Raw genomic sequence first — 25,482 nt, 5'->3', positions numbered from 1 at the left:
TTTATTTTAAGTCTTCCCATCTCAAAACATAATCTTCGGGGACATCTACTTTTAATTCTCTACCAATCACATACTTCGTTTCATCAGGTCTAATTCCAGTTCCAGGTCTTTTATATTCTAAATCACTTTCTTTCAACACTTCACCTGCTTTTAGTGATTTATTTATTACGATACTTCTTCTAAATTTGTGCATTTTTGCTTTTTCATCATCAGAAACGGTTCTATAATAATTCCCCATTGCACGACTTAGCATTTTACCTTCTTCAACAATTACTTTTAATTCTTCAGGATTTGCTGATATCTCATGATCCCAACCTGGTAAATTTTTATCTGTCGTGAAGTGTTTTTCAATTACAGCAGCACCTAATGCAATTGATGCTAGAGGAACAGAGGTTCCTAGTGTGTGATCTGAAAAACCCACAGTATACATAGGATACATTTCTTGAAGCATCGTAATATTTCTCAAATTAATATCATCTACTTTTGGAGGATATATTGAAACACAATGTAGCAAAACAATATCAAAATTATTACAGGATTCAATTACTTTTACTGCAGCATCAATTTCAGCTAAAGTTGCCATTCCAGTTGAAATAACAACTGGTTTATTTTTTTTAGCAATATGCTCAAGTAATCTAAAATTATTGATATCCATAGAAGCAACTTTATAAAAAGGGACTTCTAATTTTTCGAGTAAATCAACTTCTTCCTCAGAAAAAGGAGTTGAACAGAAATCAACACCTTTCAAATCACAGTATTCTTTTAAGAGGTAATGTTGTTCTTCTCTTAAATAATATTTTTTAACCATAGCTTCTAAAGATCCAAAATGTTTCTTTGGAGAATCATCGTAGCTTTGGTTTCTTTCATATTCTTCTTTTGCTATTAATGATTTATCTGTCCAAGATTGAAACTTCACTGCATCAGCGCCGTTTTCAACAGCTGAGTCAATCATTTCCTTAGCTAATGCCATGTCACCATTGTGATTAGCACCAATCTCAGCAATTACATACGGTTCTCCAAAATTTTTAATTTCTTTTCTACCTAATTTCATAATTAACTCCTATAAAATCTTAATTTTTGACCACCAAAATGAGTTGGTTTCCATTGTATTATCTTGATTATAATATGCCATAAGATCCAAAGTTTGATAACAACTTAAAGCATTATACCAGACAACATCCAGTTCCTTAAGTAAAGAATAATGCCTTAATTTAACGCTATATTCTATTTCATAATCTTTATATTTGTTATTTAAAACACCAACCGTATTATTTTCATGTATTCTATAATAAGTAACTGCTTTAGGTACAAATAATCCAACTCCTTTGAAAGATAAAATAACAGAATATAAATACCAATCAAAAATAGCAGTTTCTCCAAAAGAAATAATATTTAATATATCATTGTCAATTTTTTTTAAATTAATTGCTGAATTGCTTAAGCCAACAAAATTATACTCCACTAAATCTGAAGGTTCATTTAGTCTCTCTGGAATATCAATAAAAACTCGACTGTCAGAATCTAAATATCTTAGATCGTTATAGAAAAAGGAGACGTCCTTATTAGTTTCATATTTTTCAACTATAGAATGAATTCTATCGTATTTGAACGTATCGTCAGCATCACCTAATATCAAAAGATCATAGTCATTAAAATATGCATACTTGATTAATTGACATCTTAAAACTGCAGGTGAAGCATGATCTATTCCTTTTATGACTACAGCATGTCGATTTAATTTTGATATCATTGTTACTATTTCATTCTCTTCTAAATCATCATTAATTATCAATATCTCATAATTATTGTAGTTTTGTGCATTGATAGAATCACAAAACGCATCAATATAGTTTAATGCTGCCTTATACACCACAGTACCAAATGCATACTTCAAATTTTCACCCTCTATGTCTATAAGCTACTTTTACTATATCCTAATTTTTCAACCATTCTCTCCATTTCAGACAACTCACCCATATCCAACCAGTTACCTTCGTTGATGGGATAAGTTCCTACTTTAATTCCCTTATTCAAGCATTCATCAATTAATTGTGTAAAGTGAAAAAGTTGATTATCTGGAATCATTTCTATGACATCAGGTTCGACTACATAAAACCCAGTGTTAACCAAATGGCTATTTTCAGGTTTCTCAATAGTTTGAGTAACTTGTCCAGAATCATCAATCAAAATTACGCCATATGGAATTTGAAATTTTCTAAGTGACGTTACCATTGTAATTTTATTGTTATTCTTTCTATGAAAATTTAGAATGTCAGAATAATCCGCTTCAATTAATATATCACAATTACTGATAATAAATGTGCTTTTTAATGTATCTTTAATTAATCTTAAACTTCCACCAGTTCCTAATGGCATAGGTTCTTCTACATAGTTGAGTTCATAATTCTTATCTACTTCTTCAAAGTATGACTTTATCATGTTCTTCTTATAGTTCACTGTCATATAGAACTGTTTTGCGCCAAAATCTAGAAATTTGTCTATGATACGTTCTACTATTGGGATCTCACCAATAGGTACCAAAGGTTTAGGTAGGATATGGGTATACGGATATAGTCTTGTACCTTTTCCACCCGCCATAATAACAATATCTGTATTTTGAAGATTTAGATTGTTTTTTTTACTCACTTCAACGTTCCAAAACACCACATCAATCACTGTATTGTTTTCATCGATAACAGGTATTGCATCTATAAACTTTTCTTGCATGATTTTTTGGGCATCATGAATTTGATTATCTCTGACAACAATGGGTTTTGAGTTCATTAAATGCGTTACGGGTAGATAAAGATCACCATTTTTCAATACCCATCTTCTGAAATCTCCATCTGTTACAATTCCTAGCAATTGACGTAGTTCATCAACAACTAAAATTATTTTTTTTGACGTTGTATCTAACTTGTCAATTACTTTTATAATGGTGGTATCAACACCTACACATATTTCTTCTATGTTTGTCATAAGATTACCACTTTCTTTTAATATTAGTATAAAATAAGCTTTATTTGATTAAGCTCAAAACATAGTTAATATCATCTGCATTTAAATTAGTACTACATGGTAAGTTAATTACTTTAGTATAATACGTCGTTGCATTTTCTATTTGATAGGCATAATCATTCAAATATGGTTTTTGCTCATGAATTAAGCCCCATATTGGTCTAGTTTGTACTTTATTATCTTGTAAAAACTGTATAAGATCATCTCTATTCATCTTCCAATCTTCAGAGATAAGTAAGGAATAAAACCAATAATTAGGACGGGTATTCGCTCTAAACGAAAGCAACTCAATCCCCTTGATTTTTGAAATCTCACTAGCATAAAGATGATAGTTCTCTATTTTAGTTTCAATAAACTTTTCTAGTTGTTCAAGCTGTGCAAGACCAATAGCAGCTTGAACGTTTGTCATTCTATAATTGTAGCCAATTTCATCATGGGTATAGTAAAGCTCATCGCTTTTAGCTTGAGTGGTGAGATGCTTTGCTCTTTCCAAAAAAGCACTTTGGTTACTTACGATAGCGCCACCACCACCTGTGGTTATGATTTTGTTTCGTTAAATGAAAAAACACCAATATCCCCAATGGTTCCAGCAAATTTTCCTGAGTACACACCAGAAGTATAGTAAGTTCCTATTGCTTCTGTTGCATCTTCTATAACAAATAAGCCATACTTGCGTGTTATTTCCATAATTTTTTCCATATCAGCCATATTTCCAAATACGTGAACTACAATTATGGCTTTAACATGCTTATTTGTCTTTCTATTAATAAGTTTACCATCTCTATAATCACATTCATCTTCACAAAACTTTTTAAGCTTTTCTGGATCCAAGCATAAATCACTATCACAATCCATAAAAACAGGATTTGCTCCAACATATTTAACTGGATTAACTGCAGCTATAAATGTCAATGTTGGTACAATTACTTCATCAGCTGATGTAACACCTGCAATTAGTAAAGACATATGAAGACCTGCTGTACCACTTTGACAAGCTACTGCGCCAGATGATTTAACATATCCGCTAATTGCCGCTTCAAAGTCATTAATATATTTACCACCTGTAGAAACCCACTCTGTATTAATGGCTTCTGATACTAGCTCTAATTCTCTACCTTTGAGATTTGGAACAGATAAAGGTATAAACTTCTGTGCCATATAGCTATTCACCTCACTTATAAATTGTAAATATCTGACTTGTATTTGTGCAAATTTGCTTTGAAAAATGCAATTGTATCTGCTATTCCTTGCTCAAAAGAATATTGTGGTTTCCAATCTGTTAGTTCCATGATTTTTTTATTCGATCCTAATAAGCGGTCAACTTCGCTATTCTCTGGTCTTATACGCACATTATCAGTCACAATTTGTGCATTAGGATTAATTTGTCTTATAAGTTCCTTCGCAAGCATTTCGATAGAAATCTCTTGCTGTGTAGCAATATTAATCTCTTCACCTATCGTTTTGTCTGATTCAGATATCTTGATAAATCCATTAACTGTATCTAAAACGTAATTGAAATCCCTAGTTGGCGTTAAAGAACCTAGTTTAATTTGCTCTTTACCACTAAGAAGTTGAGTAATAATAGTAGGTATAACAGCTCTAGCTGACTGTCTTGGACCATAGGTATTAAATGGTCGAACGATTGTTACTGGTAAATTAAAGCTACGATAAAAAGACTCCGCTAATCTATCTGCACCAATTTTAGTAGCAGAATAAGGTGATTGTCCTTGAAAAGGATGTTTTTCATCTATTGGAACATATTGAGCAGAACCATATACTTCTGATGTAGAAGTAACTAGAATTTTACTAACATCTAAATCACGTGAAGCTTGCAAAATATTGAGCGTCCCTTTTATATTGGTGTCAACATAGGCATCTGGAGAGTGATAACTAAATGGGATAGCAATCAATGCAGCTAAGTGAAAAACCTGCTCCATACCTTTCACAGCATTTCTAACTCCATTTGGGTCTCTGACATCACCTGCAAAAATTTCAACCTCATTCATTATTTCTTTGGAAACTGTATCTAACCATCCCCAAGTATTAAAAGAGTTATAGTTGACAAAAGCTCTAACTTTATGACCTTTATGAACCATTTCTTCTACTAAATGGCTTCCGATAAAACCATCTGCACCTGTAATCAAAATATTGCTCATTTTTTCCTCCATCATTTCAATATCAATTTACTTTCCCCAAACAACTCTATTCACATAATCAGTGTAGGAGAGAATGATTCTTAATACTTTGTCTGAAACATTCGGCATACTGTAATCTGAAACCAACCTAAGTGTTTCTTCCTTTTGATTTTCAAGGACTTCTAAACCTTGTAGTATCCTGTCAAATTTCAAGCCAACCATCATTACAGATGCTTCTTCCATCGCTTCTGGTCGTTCATGTGCCTGTCTAATGTTAAGCGCTTTTAGTCCTAGAATTGATGATTCCTCACTAATTGTGCCACTATCACTTAGTACGGCTTTTGCATTCATTTGAAGTTTAATATAATCATTAAATCCTAAGGGTTTTAAAGTTCTAATTAAAGGATTTAATTCTATATTTTTAAGTTCAATCATCTTCCTAGTTCTTGGATGAGTGCTAATAATAATTGGCTTATTATACCTTTCTGCAATTGCATTTAAACTCTCCATTAAATCAGTAAAATTTGTTTCAGAGTTAATATTCTCTTCACGATGTGCGGAAACAACGAAATACTCATTTTCCTTTAAATTCAATTCACTTAAGATATTGGATTGAGCAATATCTTCTTTTCTAGAGTTTAAAACTTCAAACATAGGGCTACCAGTTTTTATAACTCTATCTGCCGGCAATCCTTCTCTTAGTAAATACTCTCTTGCAATATCACTATAGGTTAAATTTATATCTGAGGTATGATCGACAATCTTTCTGTTTGTTTCCTCAGGTACTCTTTGGTCAAAGCATCGATTACCTGCCTCCATATGAAAAATCGGGATATGTCGTCTTTTGGCAGCTATGGCGCACAAGCAACTGTTAGTATCACCCAAAACTAAAAAGGCATCCGGATTTACTTCTTCGAGAATTGGATCAATTTTGACTAATATATTCCCTATGGTTTCTACAGCAGTTCCTGTTGCTGCATTTAAGAAATAATCAGGCTTCCTTAATTTAAAGTCCTTAAAAAACACTTCGTTAAGTTCGTAATCATAATTCTGTCCTGTATGAACTAATATATGCTCAACCGCATCTGACTCATCTAATTTGTTAATCACAGCTGACAATCGGATTATTTCCGGTCTAGTGCCAACTACTGTCATTACCTTCAACTTTTTCATCCTATACCTCCAAAAAATAAGTATCTGGATTTGCAGGGTCAAAAGATTCATTTGCCCACATAATTGTAATCATATCTTCAGATCCTAAATTTTCAATATTATGTGTATATCCCGTTGGAATATCAACAACTTCAAGCTTTTCGCCACTTACAAAATACTCAATAATTTCTTCAGAATATATATTTCTAAATCTAATTACACCTTTTCCAGAGACAACAAGAAATTTTTCGTTTTTAGTATGATGCCAATGATTACCTTTAGTTATCCCTGGTTTTGAAATATTGACTGAGACTTGACCTCTGTCATCCGTTTTTATAAATTCAGTAAACGAGCCTCTCGAATCCACATTCATTTTTAGTGGATAACTGAACTGATCTGTAGGCAAATAACTAATGTATGTGCTGTAAAGCTTTTTTGTGAAGGCATCAGACATATTAGGAACGTTTCTTAAATCACGACTGTTTTTAAATTCATAAATTAAATCAGCAACTCTCCCCAGCTTCACTTTATAAAACTCTTTAACTTCACAAAATTCACCATTTCTATTTTCAGCACCATCAAGACCATTTATAAGTTCTTTGACAATATCGTCAATATAGACGAGATTTAATTCAACGGATGGATCATTAATACTAATTGAGAGATCATTAGCAATATTATGACAAAATGTTGCAATTACACTATTATAATTGGGTTTACACCACTTTCCAAATACATTCGGAAATCTGTATATTAGTTTACGTTCGCATTTATGATTCAATACGAGTAGTTCGCCCTCTCTTTTACTTCTTCCATAAGGGTTATCTAAACTTGCTTGTGTTGAAGAAGAAAGCATTACAGGGCATCTATTCTCATGGTTTTCCAAGAATTTTAGCAAAGTATCCGTTAAATCTACATTTCCTTTAGTAAATTCTTCGGGATCTATCGGTCGATTAACACCTGCTAAATGGTAGACAAAATCAGCGTCTCTACAATACTCATTTAGATCATCTAAAGTCGTAGATTTACTATATTCATAAATTTCAAGATTCGGCTTCATTTTTAATTCAGAAATTAAGTTTTTAGCTATAAAACCATTTGATCCAGTTACGAGTATTTTCATCTTCTTCTCCACAACTCTAATTCTTGTCTTACATAGTCTAAGGTTAATAACTTTTCCTTTATCTGTTCAACATTTAGTCTTTCGGTATTATGTGAATTATATTCATCTTCTGATGACAATTCTTTTAATCCTTCTACAAAATATTTATCATAATTTAAGTCCCTTGTATCCGCTGGAACACAGAAGAAATTGCCCATATCTTTAGCAACGATATGCTCCTCTTTAGTCAATAATGTCTCATATAATTTTTCACCATGTCGCGTACCAATAACTCTAATCTCATTCTCAACTTCAAAGAGTTCTTTTAATGCGATTGCCAAATCACCTACTGTAGATGCTGGTGATTTTTGTACCATGATATCGCCAGCTTGAGCATTATTAAAAGCAAAAACAACAAGTTCAACTGCTTCTTCTAAACTCATTAAGAATCGAGTCATATTAGGATCTGTTACTGTTAGATCCTTACCACTTTTTATTTGGTCTATAAATAATGGAATCACCGAACCTCTTGATGCCATTACATTTCCATATCGAGTTCCACAAATAAGTGTTTTTTCCTGATCTACTGTCTTAGATTTTGCAACGAAAACCTTTTCCATCATTGCTTTAGATATTCCCATTGCGTTAATTGGATAGGCAGCTTTATCTGTTGATAAACAGATAACCTTTTCAACATTCATTTCTATTGCTGCAGTCAGCACGTTATCTGTTCCAATGATATTCGTCTTTACTGCTTCCATTGGAAAAAACTCACAGGAAGGTACTTGTTTTAAAGCAGCTGCATGAAAAATATAATTCACACCGTGCATCGCATTCTTAACACTTGCCAAATCCCTTACATCACCTATATAAAATTTCAGTTTTGCATTGTTATATTTTTTCCGCATATCATCTTGCTTTTTTTCATCTCTTGAAAAAATTCTAATCTCTCTAATATCTGAATCTAAAAATCTTTCCATTACAGCATTACCAAACGATCCAGTGCCACCAGTAATAAGTAATATTTTATCTTTAAACATATCCTTCCCCTTATTCAAAATGCTTCATAATGATCTCGTAAGCGTGATCAGAAGTATAGTTATTTAACAAGTATCTATTAGAATTCAATCCCATTAAATGAATCCTTTCCATATCAAGAAACTTATCGACTATTGTATTAAATGATTGTAATTCTCCACTTTTACACCAATATCCAAAGTTGCCATTTCTAATGACATTTCCAATATCCGTATTTATATCAGTCGCTGCAATCACAGGTAAGCCAGCTTGCATATAAGATAATAATCGAGATGGGAAGTTTGGTATTGTAAATCGATGATCTAAAAAAATCATTCCAACATCACATGCAGCAACAAGGTTTTCATATTCTGCTCTTGGAATAGACTCATATAAAGTTGAATTTACAAACTCATTGTCATCAAAATAGTCCTTTATTTTAACATATTCTGTTCCAGATCCAACAATCAAAAAGTGTGCATTAGACCTTAGTTCGTTAGCTTTAATACACTCCTTCAAAAATGGTACCCCTTGTGGCTTACCTAAATTGCCACCATACACAAAAATTACTTTTTCTTGAGGTAAGTTATACTTTTTCCTTAAAGCAACTCTATCATCTTGTGATAGATTTTGAATTCTAGGTGTAAGAGTATTAGGACATATTTCGACTTTACTCGGTTTTATGGGATTATTATTCAGAAGAAACTCGACATTTGCCTCCGACATGCAACCTATATAATCTGATGTCTGATATAGTTTTTGCTCTTTATTTCTAAAATATTTATATAACAATCCTTTCAAACCTGTTTTTTTTAACATTCCTAAATCCAAAGCATTTTGTGGGAAAATATCTTTTAACAACAAGTATGTTTTTGCAGAATCTCTTTTTTTCACATATTCCACCGCTGACTGCAATGTAATTGGTGGTGTTGTGTATAAAACTAAATCAAATTTAACATCATTAAAATATGTCTCAATGGCTTTTTTAAACTTACTCTCTAAAGTTAATGTTGAAATTCCTTTTTCAAAAATATTTGTTTTTTGAACATTCCCAATCTCTAACTTTAACAAGTTAACATTATCACTAGTAATTAACTTTGTTGGCATTTTGTTTCTTTTTTCAACAGGTGAAATTATATATAAGTGGTGTCCATTTTTCGCAAATGTCATTAAGAGATCCGTATAAATACCTTGCTGGTCCAATGAGTGAAAGTCAAGCAATGTCAAAAATAATATATTCATTAGTATAATCTCCTCGCTGGACAGCCTACATAAGTGCCAGATTCATCGATATCTTTAATAACGACAGTTCCGGCACCCACCATTACGTCTGCACAAATCGACTTATTATTAATTATTGTGCTTCCTATTCCAATCCAGCTATTCATGCCAATAGTTACACCACCAGCAACTTTTACACCTGGAGAAATATGAACATAATCTTCAATAAAATTATCGTGATCAATTGTGCTACCAGTATTTATAATACAACCCTTACCAATCTGAGTGGATGTATTTATAATAGCACCTGCCATTACTACAGTTCCTACACCTAAAGAGACATCACAACCTATTACAGCACTTGGATGAATTAATATTCCCAATGAGGCATTGATATTTTCAAGCTTGGTCATAATTAATTTTCTTATTTTGTTATTACCTATAGCGACTATAAAGTCATAATCATCTACATATTTTTCGTATTCACCATGATCAAAATAAACTTCCATATCAAGGCATTTGTTAATCTGATCATTTTTATCTAAGAATATTATTTTGTCCCAACACTTCATTTTCAATGCAATGTCAGCAATGACTTTACCATGACCACTAGCTCCAATAACAATTAGTTTACTTTTCATAGAGTTATACTTCCTTATTTTTTTCATTGCCTTTAAAGTAGTCCATTGTAACTGATTCATTAGAGCTAATTCCTTCTCTAATTAATACCTTTTTTATCGTTTTTATAATTATGATTATGTCTTGAGTAAAGCATATATTTTCAACGTATTTTACATCGAAAGAAAATTTTTCTTCCCAACTAATAGCGTTTCTTCCATTTACTTGAGCAAGGCCTGTTAGCCCAGGCCTAACATCATGTCTCTTTTTTTGTTCTTCATTGTACAATGGTAAATATTGAACTAATAAAGGTCTTGGCCCGACTATACTCATATCACCCTTTAAAATATTAATCAACTCAGGAAGTTCATCAAGACTTGTCGCTCTTAGGATTTTTCCAAATTTAGTTAATCTCACATCATCAGGTAACAAATTTCCTTCATTATCCTTTTTATTGCTCATACTCCTAAATTTGTACAAATGAAATATTTCACCGTTTAGTCCTGGTCTTGCTTGTTTAAAAATAACAGGCATACCTAAATTAACTGAAACAATTATGGCAATAGTCAGCAATAATGGAGATAGTATGATTAATGCGAAGAATGACAGAACAATATCTATCATCCTCTTAAAATATTTTTTGTATAAACCCTTTATTCCGTTATTCTCATTTGCCATAAATCTATCTATCCCCAAACATTTCTAATTACATTACAAACTCTAGCCAAATCTTCTTCTGTCATCTTCGTATCACTAGGCAAACAGACACCCTTTTCAAACAACTCTTCACTTACTTTTCCTCCGATATAGTCATACTTTTCGAAGTAAGGCTGAAGATGCATCGGTTTCCAGACCGGTCTTGACTCAATGTTATCTTTTTCAAGTGCAAGCATAACATCTAATGGTTTCACTTTCCCATCGAGTGTAATAACACTTAACCAACAATTTGGTTTATTCCAATCATTAATTGGCATGAACGAAATTCCCTCTAAATCGCTAAGATGACTCTTATAATATTCAAAAATATAATTCTTTTTTTCTACTCTTTGATCTAAAACTTTCAATTGCCCTCTTCCAATACCAGCCACAATGTTACTCATTCTATAGTTAAATCCAAGTTCACTATGCTGATAGTGACGTGCTTGGTCTCTTGACTGTGTCGCCCAAAAGCGAGTTTTATTGATTTTATCAACATTATTTGAAACGAGCATTCCACCGCCAGATGTTGTAATTATTTTATTTCCATTAAACGAAAATATTCCATATTCGCCAAATGTACCTGTATGCTTTCCTTTGTAATAAGTTCCTAAAGACTCTGCAGCATCTTCTATTAAAGGTACATTATATCTATTGCAAATATCAATAATACTATCGAGATCTGCAGATAATCCATAAAGGTGTACAACAATTACCGCTTTGGCATTTGGATACTTTATTAATGCTTCTTCTAAAGCTGATGGGCTCATATTCCAAGTTTCGAAATCACTATCTACGAAAACAGGTACTGCCTTTTCATAGATGATTGGATTTGCTGTCGCAGAAAAAGTCAATGATTGACAAATCACAATGTCTCCTTCATTAATGTTCAATGATTTTAATGCTAAATGTATTGCTGCAGTTCCCGTAGTAGTTGCTGAAGCGGCATTAATCGATACTTTTTCTGCAATTTCATTCTCGAAATTAGTAACATTTGGTCCTAACGGCGCTATCCAATTTGTTTCAAATGCTTCATTAATATATTTCATTTCATAACCTTCATCACTCATATGTGGTGATGCTAACCAAATTTTTTCTGCCATAAAAGCCTCCAATTATCATCTAGATTTTATGCAATACATAAATGCCTTCACCTTTAGGATCCATCCATTGTAAAAACTTAACTGTCTCTACTGATTCTTTTCTCCAGTCGATTGTATAACCGTTATGCTTCAATATATCATAAAGTAGATTTCCTACTTCATCTTCTTGTCCAACCATTATCACTACTTCATCTTCACGATAATGCTCTTTAACCACATCAATCATATGCGCTTGAATTTTTTTCACTGCTTGATATGATCTAGAAACAAAGTCGATGGTTTTTTTTGATAAAAAAGCAATGCCATCTGGTGTTAAAATATACTTTACCTTATTTCCATTCAACCTCTCAGCCTTAATTATCCCCACCTTAAGAAACTTTTTAAGTAAAAGGTTAACCATTCCTAAGGAAATGCCTACTTCATTCGAAATTTCTCTTTGAGAAATATATTCATGTTTATAAATAACTTCAAGTATGTTTAGTTCATTGATATCCATTATCCCACCCCATGCGTTCAATTCTTGAACGCTAATGATAGAATAACATTTCTAGAATATATCGTCAATGTAACTGGATTAAAACTGGATTAAATCTACATTAAAGTATCAAAAAAAGGGCTATTACTAGCCCTTTATCTACTAATATGCGTTTCGATTAATAAAACCTTTTAAAACGGTTAATAAAATGATTTTTATATCAAAAGAAAATTTCCAATTTTCAATATAATACAAATCACATTCAATTCTTTTTATAATACTCGTATCTCCACGCCAACCATTTACTTGAGCCCAACCAGTGATACCAGGACGGACCTGATGCTTAATCATATACTTTGGAATCTCATTTTTAAAACGGTCAACAAAAAAAGGTCTTTCTGGTCTAGGTCCAACGACGCTCATATCTCCCTTAAGAACATTAAAAAATTGTGGCAACTCATCTATGCTCGTCTTTCTCATAAATGATCCCCATTTCGTTTTTCTAGGATCATTTGGGGTAGTCCATTTTGCCTTTTCATCATCGCAGTTTTGCACAATCATAGATCTAAACTTCAACATCATAAAGGTTTGTCGATTTAATCCAACTCTCTCCTGTTTATAAAAAACTGGCCCCTTTGAAGTAAGTTTAACTATTATTGCTGATAGTAGCATTATAGGTGATGTTAAAATAATTGCTACTAGTGAGAACAAAATATCAAAGCCTCTCTTTAAAGCTTTTTTAACAAAGTTATCAAGAGGAACATGTCTAGTATCAATCACAGGGAGACCATCCAAATCATCCATATACGGTCTGGTTGGAATATATTTATAGTAATATGGAATAATCTGAGTTTTAACACCCGCTTTTTCACAACTTAGAATAATTTCGCCCAATTTCACATAGTCCGCATCGTTTAATGCAATAATTACTATATCGACCTCGTGCTTTTCAAGTATGTAATCAAGGTCATTTAATCTTCCTAAAATGTTTTTCTCGTTAAACCAAGAACCCAAGTCCCTTGTTTCATCGATAAATCCGACAATATTATAACCCCAGTCTTTTCTTACAGATAAGTTTTGAGTTAATTGTGTTGATATATCATTACAGCCTATAATCAAACATTTTTTAAAGTATTTTTCATTTTGAGTACTCTCGCGCCATATATATTGAAACAATATTCGAGCAACTGTTGTTAAAACAATATTAATCGCTAAAAATAAAGCCAAGGTCCATCTTGAAAAATCTACAATTTTCAATAAGTATAATGCTAAAACGATAACAAGCATTCCTAGAGTATTTCCACGAAATACTCTAAGGAATGATTCATATATACCGTATTGATTTTTCACATTATATAAATCTAAAGCATTGTAGATTAAAATGTAGATAGGTAAACTAAAAATAATAGGTAGAATTGATTCCCAAAGGCTAAATACTATTATACCTTCTGAAATAATATTCGTGTAAAATCTTAAGTAGTACGCAACTAAAAAGGATAATAGAAGTATAAACCCATCTAAAAAGACCTTTAATCGAATTAAACTTTTTTGATTCTCTTTTACCATAAAAATCACCCTAATTAGTTGTTTTTCCAGTAACCTCTAAAAAATGCAACAAATACGCCAACCATTAAACCGAGTATAAGTGAAATCAATATGATCATAATTTTATTAGGCTCAACTGGATTCTCTGACACACTTAAATATGAACTTATATTTATTCTTGATTTCATAAATTCGAGAGAACCCTCGTCCAAAGAATCAACTGTACCATTAGTATAATACTCTGTTATCGCAGCCTTTTCTTCCTTTAATTCATCTAGCAATTTTTGATTTTGTTCAATTGAGGTTTGAAGGCCAATAAGTTCAGTCTCTGTTCTTATAAGTGTCTCTTCTAGCATCGTGTAATTTGGATTCTCAATTTCCTCTAACATCATCTCTTCAGATAAGTTCTCAACTGAAACACCTTTGTCATTTGCAATTTTAATTAACAAACTAGGATCAGAAGATACAAGTTTTTTAAGTGTAATTACTGGTGAAATTTGTGATAATTGATTGTGTAATTCAGAAATTTCAATTGTTTTTTTATCGACTTGCTCATTTAATGAACGTATTTGAACAAAGTAGTCGCGTTCGAACATATCTACAGCAAGTTTTTTATATTTCATATTTAATGAATTCACAAAGGTAGAGGTCAATTCATTTAATATAACTTTTGAATATTGTTTATCGTTATCTCTTATAGAGATTGAAAAATTGCTACTATCATCTGAGGTAGAAATATTAACTTTCTTTTTTAACTCATCTGTAGAATATGAAAGTTCAAGTTTTGTCTTTACTTTTGAGAGAACTTCTTCACTCAATAAGACATTTAAATAATCCGACTTTAAAGTCGATGGAAACACAAATGTACCATACTTACTTGTAGCCGACTCAGAAATTAATATCGTTCCATCTACAGAAGCCTCATATAATTCATCCTTAATTACAAACGCATAAAGCATTCCCAAAAGAACTGAAACAATAGTAATAACAATAATCAGCCTTTTATAATCAATCAAATTCAATATTAGTTCTTTTAAACTAATTTCATCCGTATAATTTGTTTCTCTATTATCCATTTGTACTTCCTCCATTTTCTAGTCCAAGGTTATTATACATGAGTTTAACTTAAAATCATAGAGATTAGACATTAACAGTGTATTACAAACAATCTATGTATGTTAAAATAGAGATATTAGTTTTTAAGAAAGGAAATCAAAATGAAAAATAAATCCTATTCATCAAAACATAGCACTGAGAGTTTAATCAGTTTAGTGGTATTTATCATTGCATTTATTGGATTGGCAATAGTACCTTTACTAGTTCGTGTAACGCCAGTTGCAAACTACCTGAATACTTATTCTTGGTACAATTCCGACGCAGTTAGATTTGACTCTTACTCTTTAATTAAATCAAATGTCATCTTATTTTTAGGTGTTGCTTCATTAATTATATTATTTATTAGACAATATTTATATAAAACTTATTCTTTCAAAGATCCAATAGTAATCACTTCATTGCTATTTTTAATTTTAATCTTATTATCTCAATTTTTCTCTTCTATTCCTAACATCTCAAATTCCGGAATGATTGATCGATTTGAAAGCAGTTGGGTATGGATTTCTTATATTTTAATTTTCCTATGTGTTTATGGTGAAAACTGGAGTGATAAAGCATTATTGAAGATTAAATACGCTTTCCTTGCATCCACTGCCATTTTGGGAATAATCGGCGTTTTTCAGTATTTAGGATTCGATCCTGTTTTTAATAATTTAACCAAGCCTTTTATAACGAGCTTTAAGATGAACGGAATTGATTTTAATGCGGATTATTCAATTAATTATAAAGTAATCGTACAAACGTTATACCATTATAATTATGTTGGCTTTTATTTATCTTTAAGTATTCCTTTTATACTAACCTTTATCTTACATGAGAAAAATAGAGTCCTTCAATTGTCAATGGTTTTACTACTTGCGCTATCTGTGTTTAATTTACTAGGATCATCCGCTAGAGGTGGCCTTGTAGGTGTAATTGCATCTATACCTTTTTTCATTTATTTCAATAGACACATTTTAATAAAAAATAAAAAAGTAGTGCTCGTGCTTTGTCTCGTTTTCGTAATTGTCTTCACAGCATTTGAAGCCTCAACTAATGGTTTTATTACAACAAGAATTAAGAGCATCTTCACCTCAGTCGAAACACAAAACAAGCTTAACACAATAGAGATCATAGATAATCAAATCAAATTTGAGTTAAGTACGGGTGAATTGTTGATCAATGTTCTTTCAGATACTAATTCCGATTGGACTTCTGAATTTTATTTTAATTCTGAACCTACAGCTTTGACGCTTGATAGTGCAAATAATTATTATGTTTTTGATGATGAAAAACTAAATGGCGTTAATTTGTTTCTAACGCAATATGATACACTTACCATGCTAACGATAAATGCCTATGGCGAAAAGTGGAACTTCGCATATGATGACACAAAGGAACTTAAGTACGTTAATGCCTTCGGAAAATTTGATATCATCACCCAGCCTGATACATTAGGATTTGAAGGACGCGAAAAGCTTGGTTCATCTAGAGGCTATATTTGGTCGCGCACTTTACCTTTGATTTTAGAAAAACCTATATTAGGATACGGGGCAGATACTTTTGCAGTTGTGTTTCCTCAACAAGATTATGTTGGGAAATACAATGCCTATAATACGACAAATATGATTGTAGATAAATCACACAATATGTATTTGCAAATCCCTATGAATTCTGGAATTCCTTCATTAATTGTCTATTTAGGATTAACAATTTTAGTACTCTATAAAGGATTTATCTATAATCGATCAAATCCTATGTCCTCATGGAATGTTGCAATTGTACTTTCAGTTATTAGTTATTCTGTTGCAGCTTTCTTTAATGATTCCTCAGTGCAATTAAGCAGTGTCTTTTGGGTCCTACTTGCGTTATCCGCTTCAATATCGAAATTTAACGTTTTAAAGAAATAGTTATATTCTTATAATGAATTTGCACCTCTTTACCATTTTCAGCCAAATGCTGATAATTGGATGAATAGAGGTGCTTTTTTATTATTTTTTTTTATCATATAAAATAAATTATATGTGTAGTTTTTTTAATGCATTTTTAATGACAAGACATTACGATAGTACTATAATATTTGTTAACACATTGTAAATTTTCAGATATCTGAATTTTACAAAATTTATCAGGAGGTATTTATGTTAAAGAGAAAAATCTGGTCTCTCGTGTTAACACTAATTATCGTAGTTGGTACCATTTCACCTGCGTTCGGTGTAACACTTGATAGACAGAACGACTTGCCTGCTAAAATTACTTTCACTGAACCTGACGAAATCGTTCGCGTTATCGTTGAGTTAGAGGAAGCTCCAATTTTAGACCGTTCAGGCACAAGGGGGATGAGTTTAAGTGAGATCAACTCAGATTATCTTGCATCTGAAACTGCTAAACTCATTGAAGTTCAAAACGAAGTCAAAGATGATATCTTAGTTTTGAGCACTGATGTAACATTTAGACATACTTATGTGAAGAGCTATAATGGCTTCTCTGCAGATTTGAAATCAAGCTTAATTTCAGAAATTCAAGCACTTGATAATGTTAAATCTGTTCACATTGCAAACCGCTATGAAAAACCAGAACCACAAATGCTTACAAGCGGAGGAATGGTTAACGTTAATAGCATGTGGGATTTAGGTTACAAAGGCGAAGGGATGTTGGTAGCTGTTCTTGATACAGGTATCGATTATCAACATCAAGACTTTGTTCTAACCAATCCAGGCAATGCAAAGTTAGACCAAAATGACATAACCGATTTATTAGCAAATAATGACTTAGCTGTTGAAGAATTTGCAGCTTCTCAAAGCTTAGCAATTACTGCAGCTGATTTATACAAATCATCAAAAGTTCCTTTTGCTTTTGACTATGCTGATATCGACACTGATCCTAAACCAGATATGACAAAACCACAAGCGTCAATCCACGGTGTTCACGTTTCTGGTACAGTCGCAGCTAATGGTAATATTAAAGGAATCGCACCAGAAGCACAAATCGCTACAATGAAAATTTTCAGTGATGATAGCCCATATGCTTATGAAGATGATATCGTTGCTGGTATCGAAGATGCAATCCTTATCGGAGCTGACGTTATCAACATGAGCTTAGGTGCAACTGCTGGCTTTACTGATGATACAGATCCTGAACAACAAGCAATTGCAAATGCAAAAAATGCTGGTCTTGTAGTTGCAGTATCAGCAGGTAACTCTGCTAGATTTGGTGAAGGTAGTGGATTCCCTTACGATTTCACATTCCCATGGAATCCTGATACTGGTCTTTTAGGTAGCCCAAGTGCTGGTACTGGCACATTTTCAGTAGCTTCTATAGAAAACATCATGGCGATGTCACCATATGTCCTTTCTGCAGATAGTGATAAAATGCAGTTCATGCCAGCTGGAAATACAGATCCAACTTCAGTCTTCAACGCAGGTCCAGTTGAATATGTATATTGCGGACTTGGCGCTACTGCTGATTTTGAAGGTAAGACTTTAACTGGTAAAATCGCTCTTATCTCAAGAGGATCTTACGCTTTCGTAGATAAAATCAATAATGCAATTGCTGCTGGCGCTGCTGGTGTTATCGTATTTAATAACTCAGGTAACAGCATGATTAGCATGGCTTATCCAGATGGAGAAACGATTCCAGCGATCTTTATCGGACAAACTGATGGTAACAAACTCGTTAATGCTACAGTAAAAACAGTTACATTTGACCCAACATATGTTGATAGCTTTGCAAACCCTACTGCTGGTACTATGAGCGACTTCTCTTCTTGGGGTCCTACACCAAGCTTAGAGTTCAAACCTGAAATTACTGCTCCAGGTGGCGACATTTACTCTACAGTAAATGACAATAAATATGAATCAATGAGCGGTACTTCTATGGCAGCTCCTCACATCGCTGGTGCGTCGGCAATTATGCTTGAGTACATCAGAGATCAATTCCCTGGTTTAACTGCTGTTGAACAAGGTAAACTTGCAAAAGCATTGATGATGAGTACTGCTGTTCCTGTAATCGATGGCGATACAGAATATTCTCCTAGACAACAAGGTGCTGGTCTATTAGACCTTGAAGCTGCGGTTAATACAGATGTATATGCTTATTCTACATTATCAACTGATGATGCTAAACTTGCACTAGGCGAAGTTGGTTCACAATTCAGCTTCCAAGTTACTTTAGATAACTTTAGTGGTAACAATCACGAGTTTGCTGTAAGTGTAAGTGCTTTAACAGATGCTGTTGGCATGTTCTCTGGTATTCCTGTAAATGCTGGTTATGCTATGGATTTAACTGGTGCCGTAGTTAAAGTATCTGGTACTAATGTTAAAACTGCTGAAATTACTACAGTAGGCGTATATCAAATTACTCCAGCAGTAGCACCTTCAACAGTTAACGTATTTAATGCAGTTGATGCTTCAACTACTTCAGGCGCTACAATGGTAATCGTTCCTGTGGCTGCTAACTCGACTGAAACTGTAACCGTTAGCGTAGATCTTTCAGGAATCGACCCATCATTATATGACTATTGCTTTAATGGATTCTTCGCAGATGGCTTTGTTCAGTTCTTAAGCTTAGCTGAAACTGATGATAATCCTAACTTAAGTATTCCTTATATGGGATTTGTAGGTGATTGGGAAGATGCATCAGTATTTGATGACGATATCTACATGGGTGCTGATTGGTCTTACTTCTATCCTCAGTTCCAATCAATGATTTCAGTAGTAGATACTGGTAACAGTGTTTACGATGGTTTCTTCTTAGGCGTAAACAGTATCGCTGATACTGCTTCATATGATAACATCGCAATTTCTCCAAATGGCGATGGCGTAAATGATAATGCAGCCGTATTGATGTCTATGTTAAGAAACATTGAAAGCTTGAATGTCTTCATCGCAGATGAAAACCAAAATCCATTGGAATTCATTAGCTTAAATGAAGTTGGCTTCTTAAGAAAACCATTCTTGAGTAATGGTAACTTTGTACCTTATGAGTTCCCAACTCCAGATAATGAGCTAGCAAGCATTATTTGGGATGGAACACTCAGCAACGAACCTGCACCAGAAGGCCAATACTACTATGTGGTAGAAGCTAATATCGCAGGTGGCTTTGGTACTCAGTATTTTGCATATCCTGTGTATGTTGACTACTCTGAGCCATCAGTAACAAACAGATCACTATCAAATAATCAACTTACTTTAACCACTTATGATAATCATGCGATTATGAGTTATGAACTTGTAGATGCACAAAATAACGTAGTTGTTCAATCTGCTACTAATGTTTTAGATGTCACTGGTTTAACATTAGAAGATTTGGCACTTGTAGTAACTGACTATGCAGGTAACAGAACTGAAACTACTGCAACTCCAGATACACAAGTAGTAAATCCACCAGTTCCATCTAACCCTGAATCACCTTCTACACCATCAACACCAAGTGTTCCAGGAACTACCGAATTACCTTACAGCAATAATGGATCAGCATCACTTGTAACTGTTCCTGCTGAAACAATTACAGAGCAAATTAAACAAGCTACTGGAAATGAAGTAATTCTTAAATTACCTGCAACAATCAACACAGATAAACCAATCGAAGTTAATATCCCTGCAAGCTCATTAAAAGAACTTCTTGCAGCTGGTAAAGAACTTGTCATTCAAGGTAGTGAAGTATCATTTAAATTAAATGGTAACATTACAAATCTTGATAAAGCAACAAAACTTGTCTTCTCAATGAATCCTACAAAAGTTGAAGACTATAACGTTGAGAGTGGTGTAACACCATCAGGAATCGTATACGATTTCAATATTACACTTGATGGTGAAAAAGTAACTGAGTTTGGTACTAGACCTGAAATTACAGTAACTTTACCAAAAGGAACTGCTTCAGCTTCAAAACTTGGTGCTTATGTTCAAAATGAAGACGGTACATGGACCTATGTAATGAGCTTCTACAATGCAGCAACAAATACAGTTTCTTTCAAAGCACCTCACTTTAGCACATACGCTTTAATGTCTTTCAGCAAAACTTTTGATGATATCCAAGGACATTGGGGTCAAGCAAATATCGAAGAAATGGCTTCAAAATACGTTGTATCAGGTGTAAGCGAATCTACATTTGCACCAAATAAAAACGTTAATAGAGCAGAGTTTGTTGCAATGATTCTTAAAGCAATGGGCGAAACACCAGAAGGCAATACAACTTTCACAGATGTTACTGCTGACAAATGGTATGCTGGTTATTTAGCTAAAGCAGCTGATCTTGGTTTAATAGATGCAAAAGCTGACGGAAGTATCAATCCATTAGAAAACATCACAAGAGAAGAAATAGCAACTATTACAGCTAAAGCTCATGCACTTATCAATAACATTAAGTTAACCGATAAGACACCTAGCGTTACTTTCACAGATGCTTCATCAATCACTGATGGCAATGCAATGTATGTTGGATACGTACAAAGCAAAGGCATTATCGTGGGTTATAACAACTTATTCAGACCTGGTGATCTATCAACTAGAGCTGAAGCAGTAAGTATAATCAAATCAATGCTTGAAAAGTAATCAAAAGTTCTAGCAAGTATCAAAGCCCCCATGTTCGATTAGAACGCTGGGGGCTTTTTATATCAGTGCTTTATGTAAGATCGCTTAGCATCATAGTAACTCAAGAAAAATAAGATGTGTTTTTGTCTGCGCTTTTTCTCAACTTTTCTTCTATGTTCCTCTTTTTCAGTTCGTCTTTTTCAGTTCTTCATTTCCAAGTTCATCAATCTAAACTTATCATTTCTGAGTTTCACAATTTTTGCTTTAACAAGGACTTGCACTTATTCAATAAAGCTTTGTATAACCATTATTGTAAGTACTATAACATCACAATATAACGCTTAGCTCTTGCCTAAATCCATGACTAAGGGATTTGGATTTTGTTTTATTCTTTAACATTATCTCAAACTAAACTTTAGCTTCAATTTAATACCGTATCATTCAACTATATACTTATACTTTACTTATAGTTAATAGTTTTCCAAAAGGTTCTATCTTATAGTCATTAAATGCTCTCCTTAGATGTCGTCCAGGGTCTCAAAATCCGCTAATCTAAGCATTTCATCTATTTATATGTACACAGATCTACTTTCATTAAAAAACAAAGTCTCAGTCTTAACACACCCTTCTCAAGTTTAAACCACTTTTTAGATTATGAGTCTAACAATTACACTTGCACATCTTAGTGCCTTAATATTGATACTATAGATCAAACCTTTTACCAGCCACAATTACAAATTCATCATAATAATTATAATAGTGTAGCCCTTACTATGTTTGTCTAATTTGCAACTAGTACTCACCATATGGTTCGCATCAAATATTCTGATATCGAGTTGTCAGATTTTACAACTGGCGTGCCATTTTTGCAATAAAAAAAGCCAAGGTCAAAGACCTTGGCTTTAGTTTTTAACTAATAACTATTCAAGTGTACCAGTGTATGAGAAGTTAGCTAGTTTGTTACCAGCAGCATCTTCAGTGCCTGCATGTTTGAAGAATTCAACACTGTAAGATTTACCTGTCATATCAGAAGCAACAGTTACGTTGAAAGTTACTTGTGGAGTTGTACCATCTAAACCGTAAGTTACAGTGTAGTTAGCAGCAGTGTAGATAACACCGTTGATTTTTACTACCATGTAAGCTTTGTCTAAAGCAGTAGATGCTAAAGCTTCAGTTAAGTTAACTTTTACAACTGCGTTAGTTGCACTAGAGTTAGCTGTAGCTACTTTTACTGCAGATGGAGCGATACCATCAGTGATGTTACCAGCAACAACTGTTTGAGCTGGATCTACTTTGTTTCCATAGATATCAGCTAAGTTGTGAGCGATGATTGATACGTGTGGAACTGTAGTACCAACTAAAGCGTTAACTGTTAAGTCACTTGATAATGTTAAAGTGATTTCGTTATCATCAGCACTGTATTCAGCGTTGATTACATAAACTGTACCTGATGTAGCATCTACTCTGAAGTCAGAAGCAGTTACTGTAGCAGGGTTGATGTTAGCAGAAACTGCAACAACAACTTTATTTGTAGCTGTAGCAACAGCGTTTGTCACTGTTACATAAGCAGCCGGAATAGCATTTAATGCAGTAGCAATTTTAGCTACCATTTTGTTAGCAGCAACGTCAGTTACGTTGATGATTGTAACGCTAGTTACAACATCGCCAGCGTTAGCTGTAGCGTTTTTAGGAACTGTGATCTTAACGCTTTTGCCATCTGCAAGTAATTCAACTGTGTGTGAAGTACCTAAAGCAACTGGCTTAGTGCTGTTTAAGATATAAGAGTAGTTAGCTTTGTCAAGTGCTGTAGCAGCATCAACTTTTTCGCTGAATTCTACGATGATAGAACCAGTAGTAGTTGTTGTTGGTTGAAGAACTTTAACATCAGTAACAACAGGTTTTGTTAAGTCTGCAACTGTAATAGTAGCAGTGTAAGGAACCATAACGTTAGCTTGAACTGTAGTATCAGTTACAGCTGTGAACTCAACTTTGTATTCATCAGCATCAAATGCGCCAGTTAATACAAGATCAGTTAAGATATCTTCGCTATCGTCATTTTGATCATAAGCAACAGCAGTTACAGGAACAGTTACAGGAGTAGCATCTGTAGTTTTGATTACAAATGAACCAGCAGCCATAACGTCTTTGCTGAATTTAACAAGTAATTCAGTTTGTGAAGTTGCAGTTACGCTAACAACTTCAGGTCTAGTTAAGTCTAATGTAGGAACTACGTTGAACTTAATGTCGCCTTTGTTGCCATAGTAGTCAACAACGTCTTTTAAAGTAATTTCAGTACCTGATAATGGAAGTGGAGCAGCTTTAGCAAAGTTTAAAGTCCAAGTTTGGTTGTCTTTAGTAGTTTTGCTTACTAATGCAACACCATTACCAGTAGTTACTGTGAAAGTACCTTCAACTGGTTTAGATAAAGTAACAACAACTTTAGTTTGAGTAGCTGAATCTAATGAAGCTAAAGCAGCAACAGTAGTATCGTTAGCTACAACGAATTCAGTTTTGTTAGCAACAAGTTTGAAGTTAGCATAGTCAACAACGTTTGCATTAACTTCAACATTGTGTACGCCTTCTGCTAATCTAGTAGAAGTAACTAAAGTTACAGTTCTACCATCAACAGTTACAGTAGCGCCAAATAATAAACCATCAATTTTGTAGTTGCTTAAGATTGATGCTTGAGCAGGTTGAACTGGCTCACTGAAAGTTACAACTAATTTTTTGTTACCAACGATTTCAACACCAGTTACCATAGGTGCAACGAAATCATTTACAGTAAATTGTTGTGAGAAATCTTTCACTTCAGAACCGTTTACGTCAGCGATTTCAGCGATTTTTAAAGTGTAAGTTGATTGGTTAGCTAATGTGAAGATTGCAGTAACTGTCATGCCATCTTCTGATAAAGCTACGCTATCAGCAGCAGTACCACCGATTGTGAAGTTAGCTTTGTCAAGTGTATCAGCATCGATTTCGTTGTTAAACTCAACCATAACTTCTCTTAAGTTAGTTGCAGATACTGATTTAACAGTTAAATCTGTAACAACTGGAGTAGCAGGCTCAAGTTTGCCTAAGAATACGCCAAGTGTTAAACCAGCTTCAGTGTTCATAGGAACTTCTGAAACTGCAACCCACATAGCTTCGAAAGCTTCGCCTCTTGTTAAAGCAGTACCTTCAACCATGATTCCAAGACCAGCAGCAGTTTCTAAAACTGTACCGTATTCGAATTCATAGCCAAGAGCGTTTAACAATACAGCAGCTAATTGGTTAGCTGGAACTTCAGCATCAGCTCTGAATGTTCCATCTGGATAACCGTTCATCCATTCATTTTGTTGTGCGTAAGCGATAAAAGGCTTAGCCCAATCTTGGAATGTGTCAGCGTCTGTAAAATCAGCTGGTTGTGCAAAAGCAGCAGCTTCTTCTTTAGCGCCGTTTAATTCAGCGATTAATGCTGCTAATTGAGCTCTAGTTAATTTAGCATTAACGTCAAGCTTCGCGTCAACTGTAGCGCCGTCTTTACCTGAGATGAAGCCGTTGTCTAATAACATTTCAGCTCCGCTCATGTCTGCAGCGAATGCAGTTGGCATCATACCTAGTACAAGCACTAAAGCTAATACTAAAGATAATACTCTTTTCATTGCGAATTCCTCCCTTTAATTTTAGGTTTAATTTCTTGCTTCTTGTTACAGAAGAGAGTTTTGATCAATAACCCCCTTCCAAGGCCAAAGCTCTGCCTCGGAACCGCGTAACCCGCGTGGGATATCGCAAAATC

General features: G+C 33.7%; 17 protein-coding genes and 1 pseudogene. 2 read left to right on the top strand and 16 right to left on the bottom strand.

Translation table 11 applies throughout. From position 1 onward, the window contains the following. Position 1 precedes the first annotated feature (1 nt). The 15 genes and pseudogenes from AC4PID_RS08695 to AC4PID_RS08625 form a co-directional block, all read right to left on the bottom strand. On the bottom strand, positions 2-1,051 hold the full coding sequence (locus AC4PID_RS08695; protein WP_492135177.1) for an N-acetylneuraminate synthase family protein: 1,050 nt from the start codon (positions 1,049-1,051) through the stop codon (positions 2-4). 9 nt (positions 1,052-1,060) lie between these two features. Next, on the bottom strand, positions 1,061-1,894 hold the full coding sequence (locus AC4PID_RS08690; RefSeq protein WP_492135176.1) for a glycosyltransferase: 834 nt from the start codon (positions 1,892-1,894) through the stop codon (positions 1,061-1,063). A 17-nt stretch (positions 1,895-1,911) separates the two neighbouring features. Beyond that, a complete protein-coding gene (locus AC4PID_RS08685) occupies positions 1,912-2,979 on the bottom strand; it encodes a nucleotidyltransferase family protein (RefSeq protein WP_492135175.1) in 1,068 nt (355 codons plus the stop codon). Between the two features lie 40 nt (positions 2,980-3,019). Further along, positions 3,020-4,176: pseudogene (locus tag AC4PID_RS08680) on the bottom strand (LegC family aminotransferase). 17 nt (positions 4,177-4,193) lie between these two features. Beyond that, positions 4,194-5,174: an NAD-dependent 4,6-dehydratase LegB gene (locus tag AC4PID_RS08675; RefSeq protein ID WP_492135174.1), complete on the bottom strand. Its 981-nt coding sequence runs from the start codon at positions 5,172-5,174 to the stop codon at positions 4,194-4,196. Between the two features lie 27 nt (positions 5,175-5,201). After that, on the bottom strand, positions 5,202-6,326 hold the full coding sequence (gene wecB, locus AC4PID_RS08670; RefSeq protein ID WP_492135173.1) for a non-hydrolyzing UDP-N-acetylglucosamine 2-epimerase: 1,125 nt from the start codon (positions 6,324-6,326) through the stop codon (positions 5,202-5,204). Position 6,327: 1 nt separating this feature from the next. Further along, entirely contained in the window at positions 6,328-7,428 is a 1,101-nt protein-coding gene (locus tag AC4PID_RS08665; protein ID WP_492135172.1) for a polysaccharide biosynthesis C-terminal domain-containing protein, read from the bottom strand. Continuing rightward, positions 7,425-8,447 carry a polysaccharide biosynthesis protein gene (locus AC4PID_RS08660; RefSeq protein ID WP_492135171.1) on the bottom strand — a complete coding sequence of 341 codons (1,023 nt, stop codon included), beginning with the start codon at positions 8,445-8,447 and terminating at the stop codon, positions 7,425-7,427. The genes AC4PID_RS08665 and AC4PID_RS08660 overlap by 4 nt, the downstream gene beginning before the upstream one ends. A 10-nt stretch (positions 8,448-8,457) precedes the next feature. Beyond that, complete coding sequence (locus tag AC4PID_RS08655) at positions 8,458-9,666, bottom strand: glycosyltransferase family 4 protein (RefSeq protein WP_492135170.1); 1,209 nt, start codon at positions 9,664-9,666, stop codon at positions 8,458-8,460. Beyond that, positions 9,666-10,286 (bottom strand): acetyltransferase, encoded by a 621-nt coding sequence (locus tag AC4PID_RS08650; RefSeq protein ID WP_492135169.1) that lies wholly within the window; start codon positions 10,284-10,286, stop codon positions 9,666-9,668. Before AC4PID_RS08650 ends, AC4PID_RS08655 begins: the two co-directional genes overlap by 1 nt. Positions 10,287-10,290: 4 nt before the next feature. Beyond that, positions 10,291-10,941 carry a sugar transferase gene (locus AC4PID_RS08645; protein ID WP_492135168.1) on the bottom strand — a complete coding sequence of 217 codons (651 nt, stop codon included), beginning with the start codon at positions 10,939-10,941 and terminating at the stop codon, positions 10,291-10,293. A gap of 8 nt (positions 10,942-10,949) precedes the next feature. Then, positions 10,950-12,062 (bottom strand): DegT/DnrJ/EryC1/StrS family aminotransferase, encoded by a 1,113-nt coding sequence (locus AC4PID_RS08640; RefSeq protein ID WP_492135167.1) that lies wholly within the window; start codon positions 12,060-12,062, stop codon positions 10,950-10,952. A 19-nt stretch (positions 12,063-12,081) separates the two neighbouring features. Then, positions 12,082-12,558, bottom strand: coding sequence for a winged helix-turn-helix transcriptional regulator (locus AC4PID_RS08635; RefSeq protein ID WP_492135166.1), 477 nt, complete (start codon positions 12,556-12,558; stop codon positions 12,082-12,084). A gap of 141 nt (positions 12,559-12,699) precedes the next feature. Continuing rightward, positions 12,700-14,103, bottom strand: a complete 1,404-nt coding sequence (locus AC4PID_RS08630) for an undecaprenyl-phosphate glucose phosphotransferase (protein WP_492135165.1) — start codon at positions 14,101-14,103, stop codon at positions 12,700-12,702. A 14-nt stretch (positions 14,104-14,117) separates the two neighbouring features. Further along, positions 14,118-15,158, bottom strand: coding sequence for a Wzz/FepE/Etk N-terminal domain-containing protein (locus tag AC4PID_RS08625; protein WP_492135164.1), 1,041 nt, complete (start codon positions 15,156-15,158; stop codon positions 14,118-14,120). Between the two features lie 141 nt (positions 15,159-15,299). Between AC4PID_RS08625 and AC4PID_RS08620 the strand changes: the two genes are divergently transcribed. Together AC4PID_RS08620 and AC4PID_RS08615 are read left to right on the top strand one after the other, a co-directional pair. Next, positions 15,300-17,087, top strand: coding sequence for an O-antigen ligase family protein (locus AC4PID_RS08620; RefSeq protein ID WP_492135163.1), 1,788 nt, complete (start codon positions 15,300-15,302; stop codon positions 17,085-17,087). Between the two features lie 231 nt (positions 17,088-17,318). Next, a complete protein-coding gene (locus tag AC4PID_RS08615) occupies positions 17,319-21,728 on the top strand; it encodes a S8 family serine peptidase (protein WP_492135162.1) in 4,410 nt (1,469 codons plus the stop codon). Between the two features lie 899 nt (positions 21,729-22,627). On the opposite strand, the gene AC4PID_RS08610 is transcribed toward AC4PID_RS08615, so the two are convergent. Next, positions 22,628-25,348 (bottom strand): S-layer homology domain-containing protein, encoded by a 2,721-nt coding sequence (locus tag AC4PID_RS08610; protein ID WP_492135161.1) that lies wholly within the window; start codon positions 25,346-25,348, stop codon positions 22,628-22,630. Positions 25,349-25,482: the final 134 nt, after the last annotated feature.

The organism is Fusibacter sp. QWL-12 (assembly GCF_058683495.1).
This window is presented reverse-complemented; position numbering and strand designations above follow the sequence as displayed.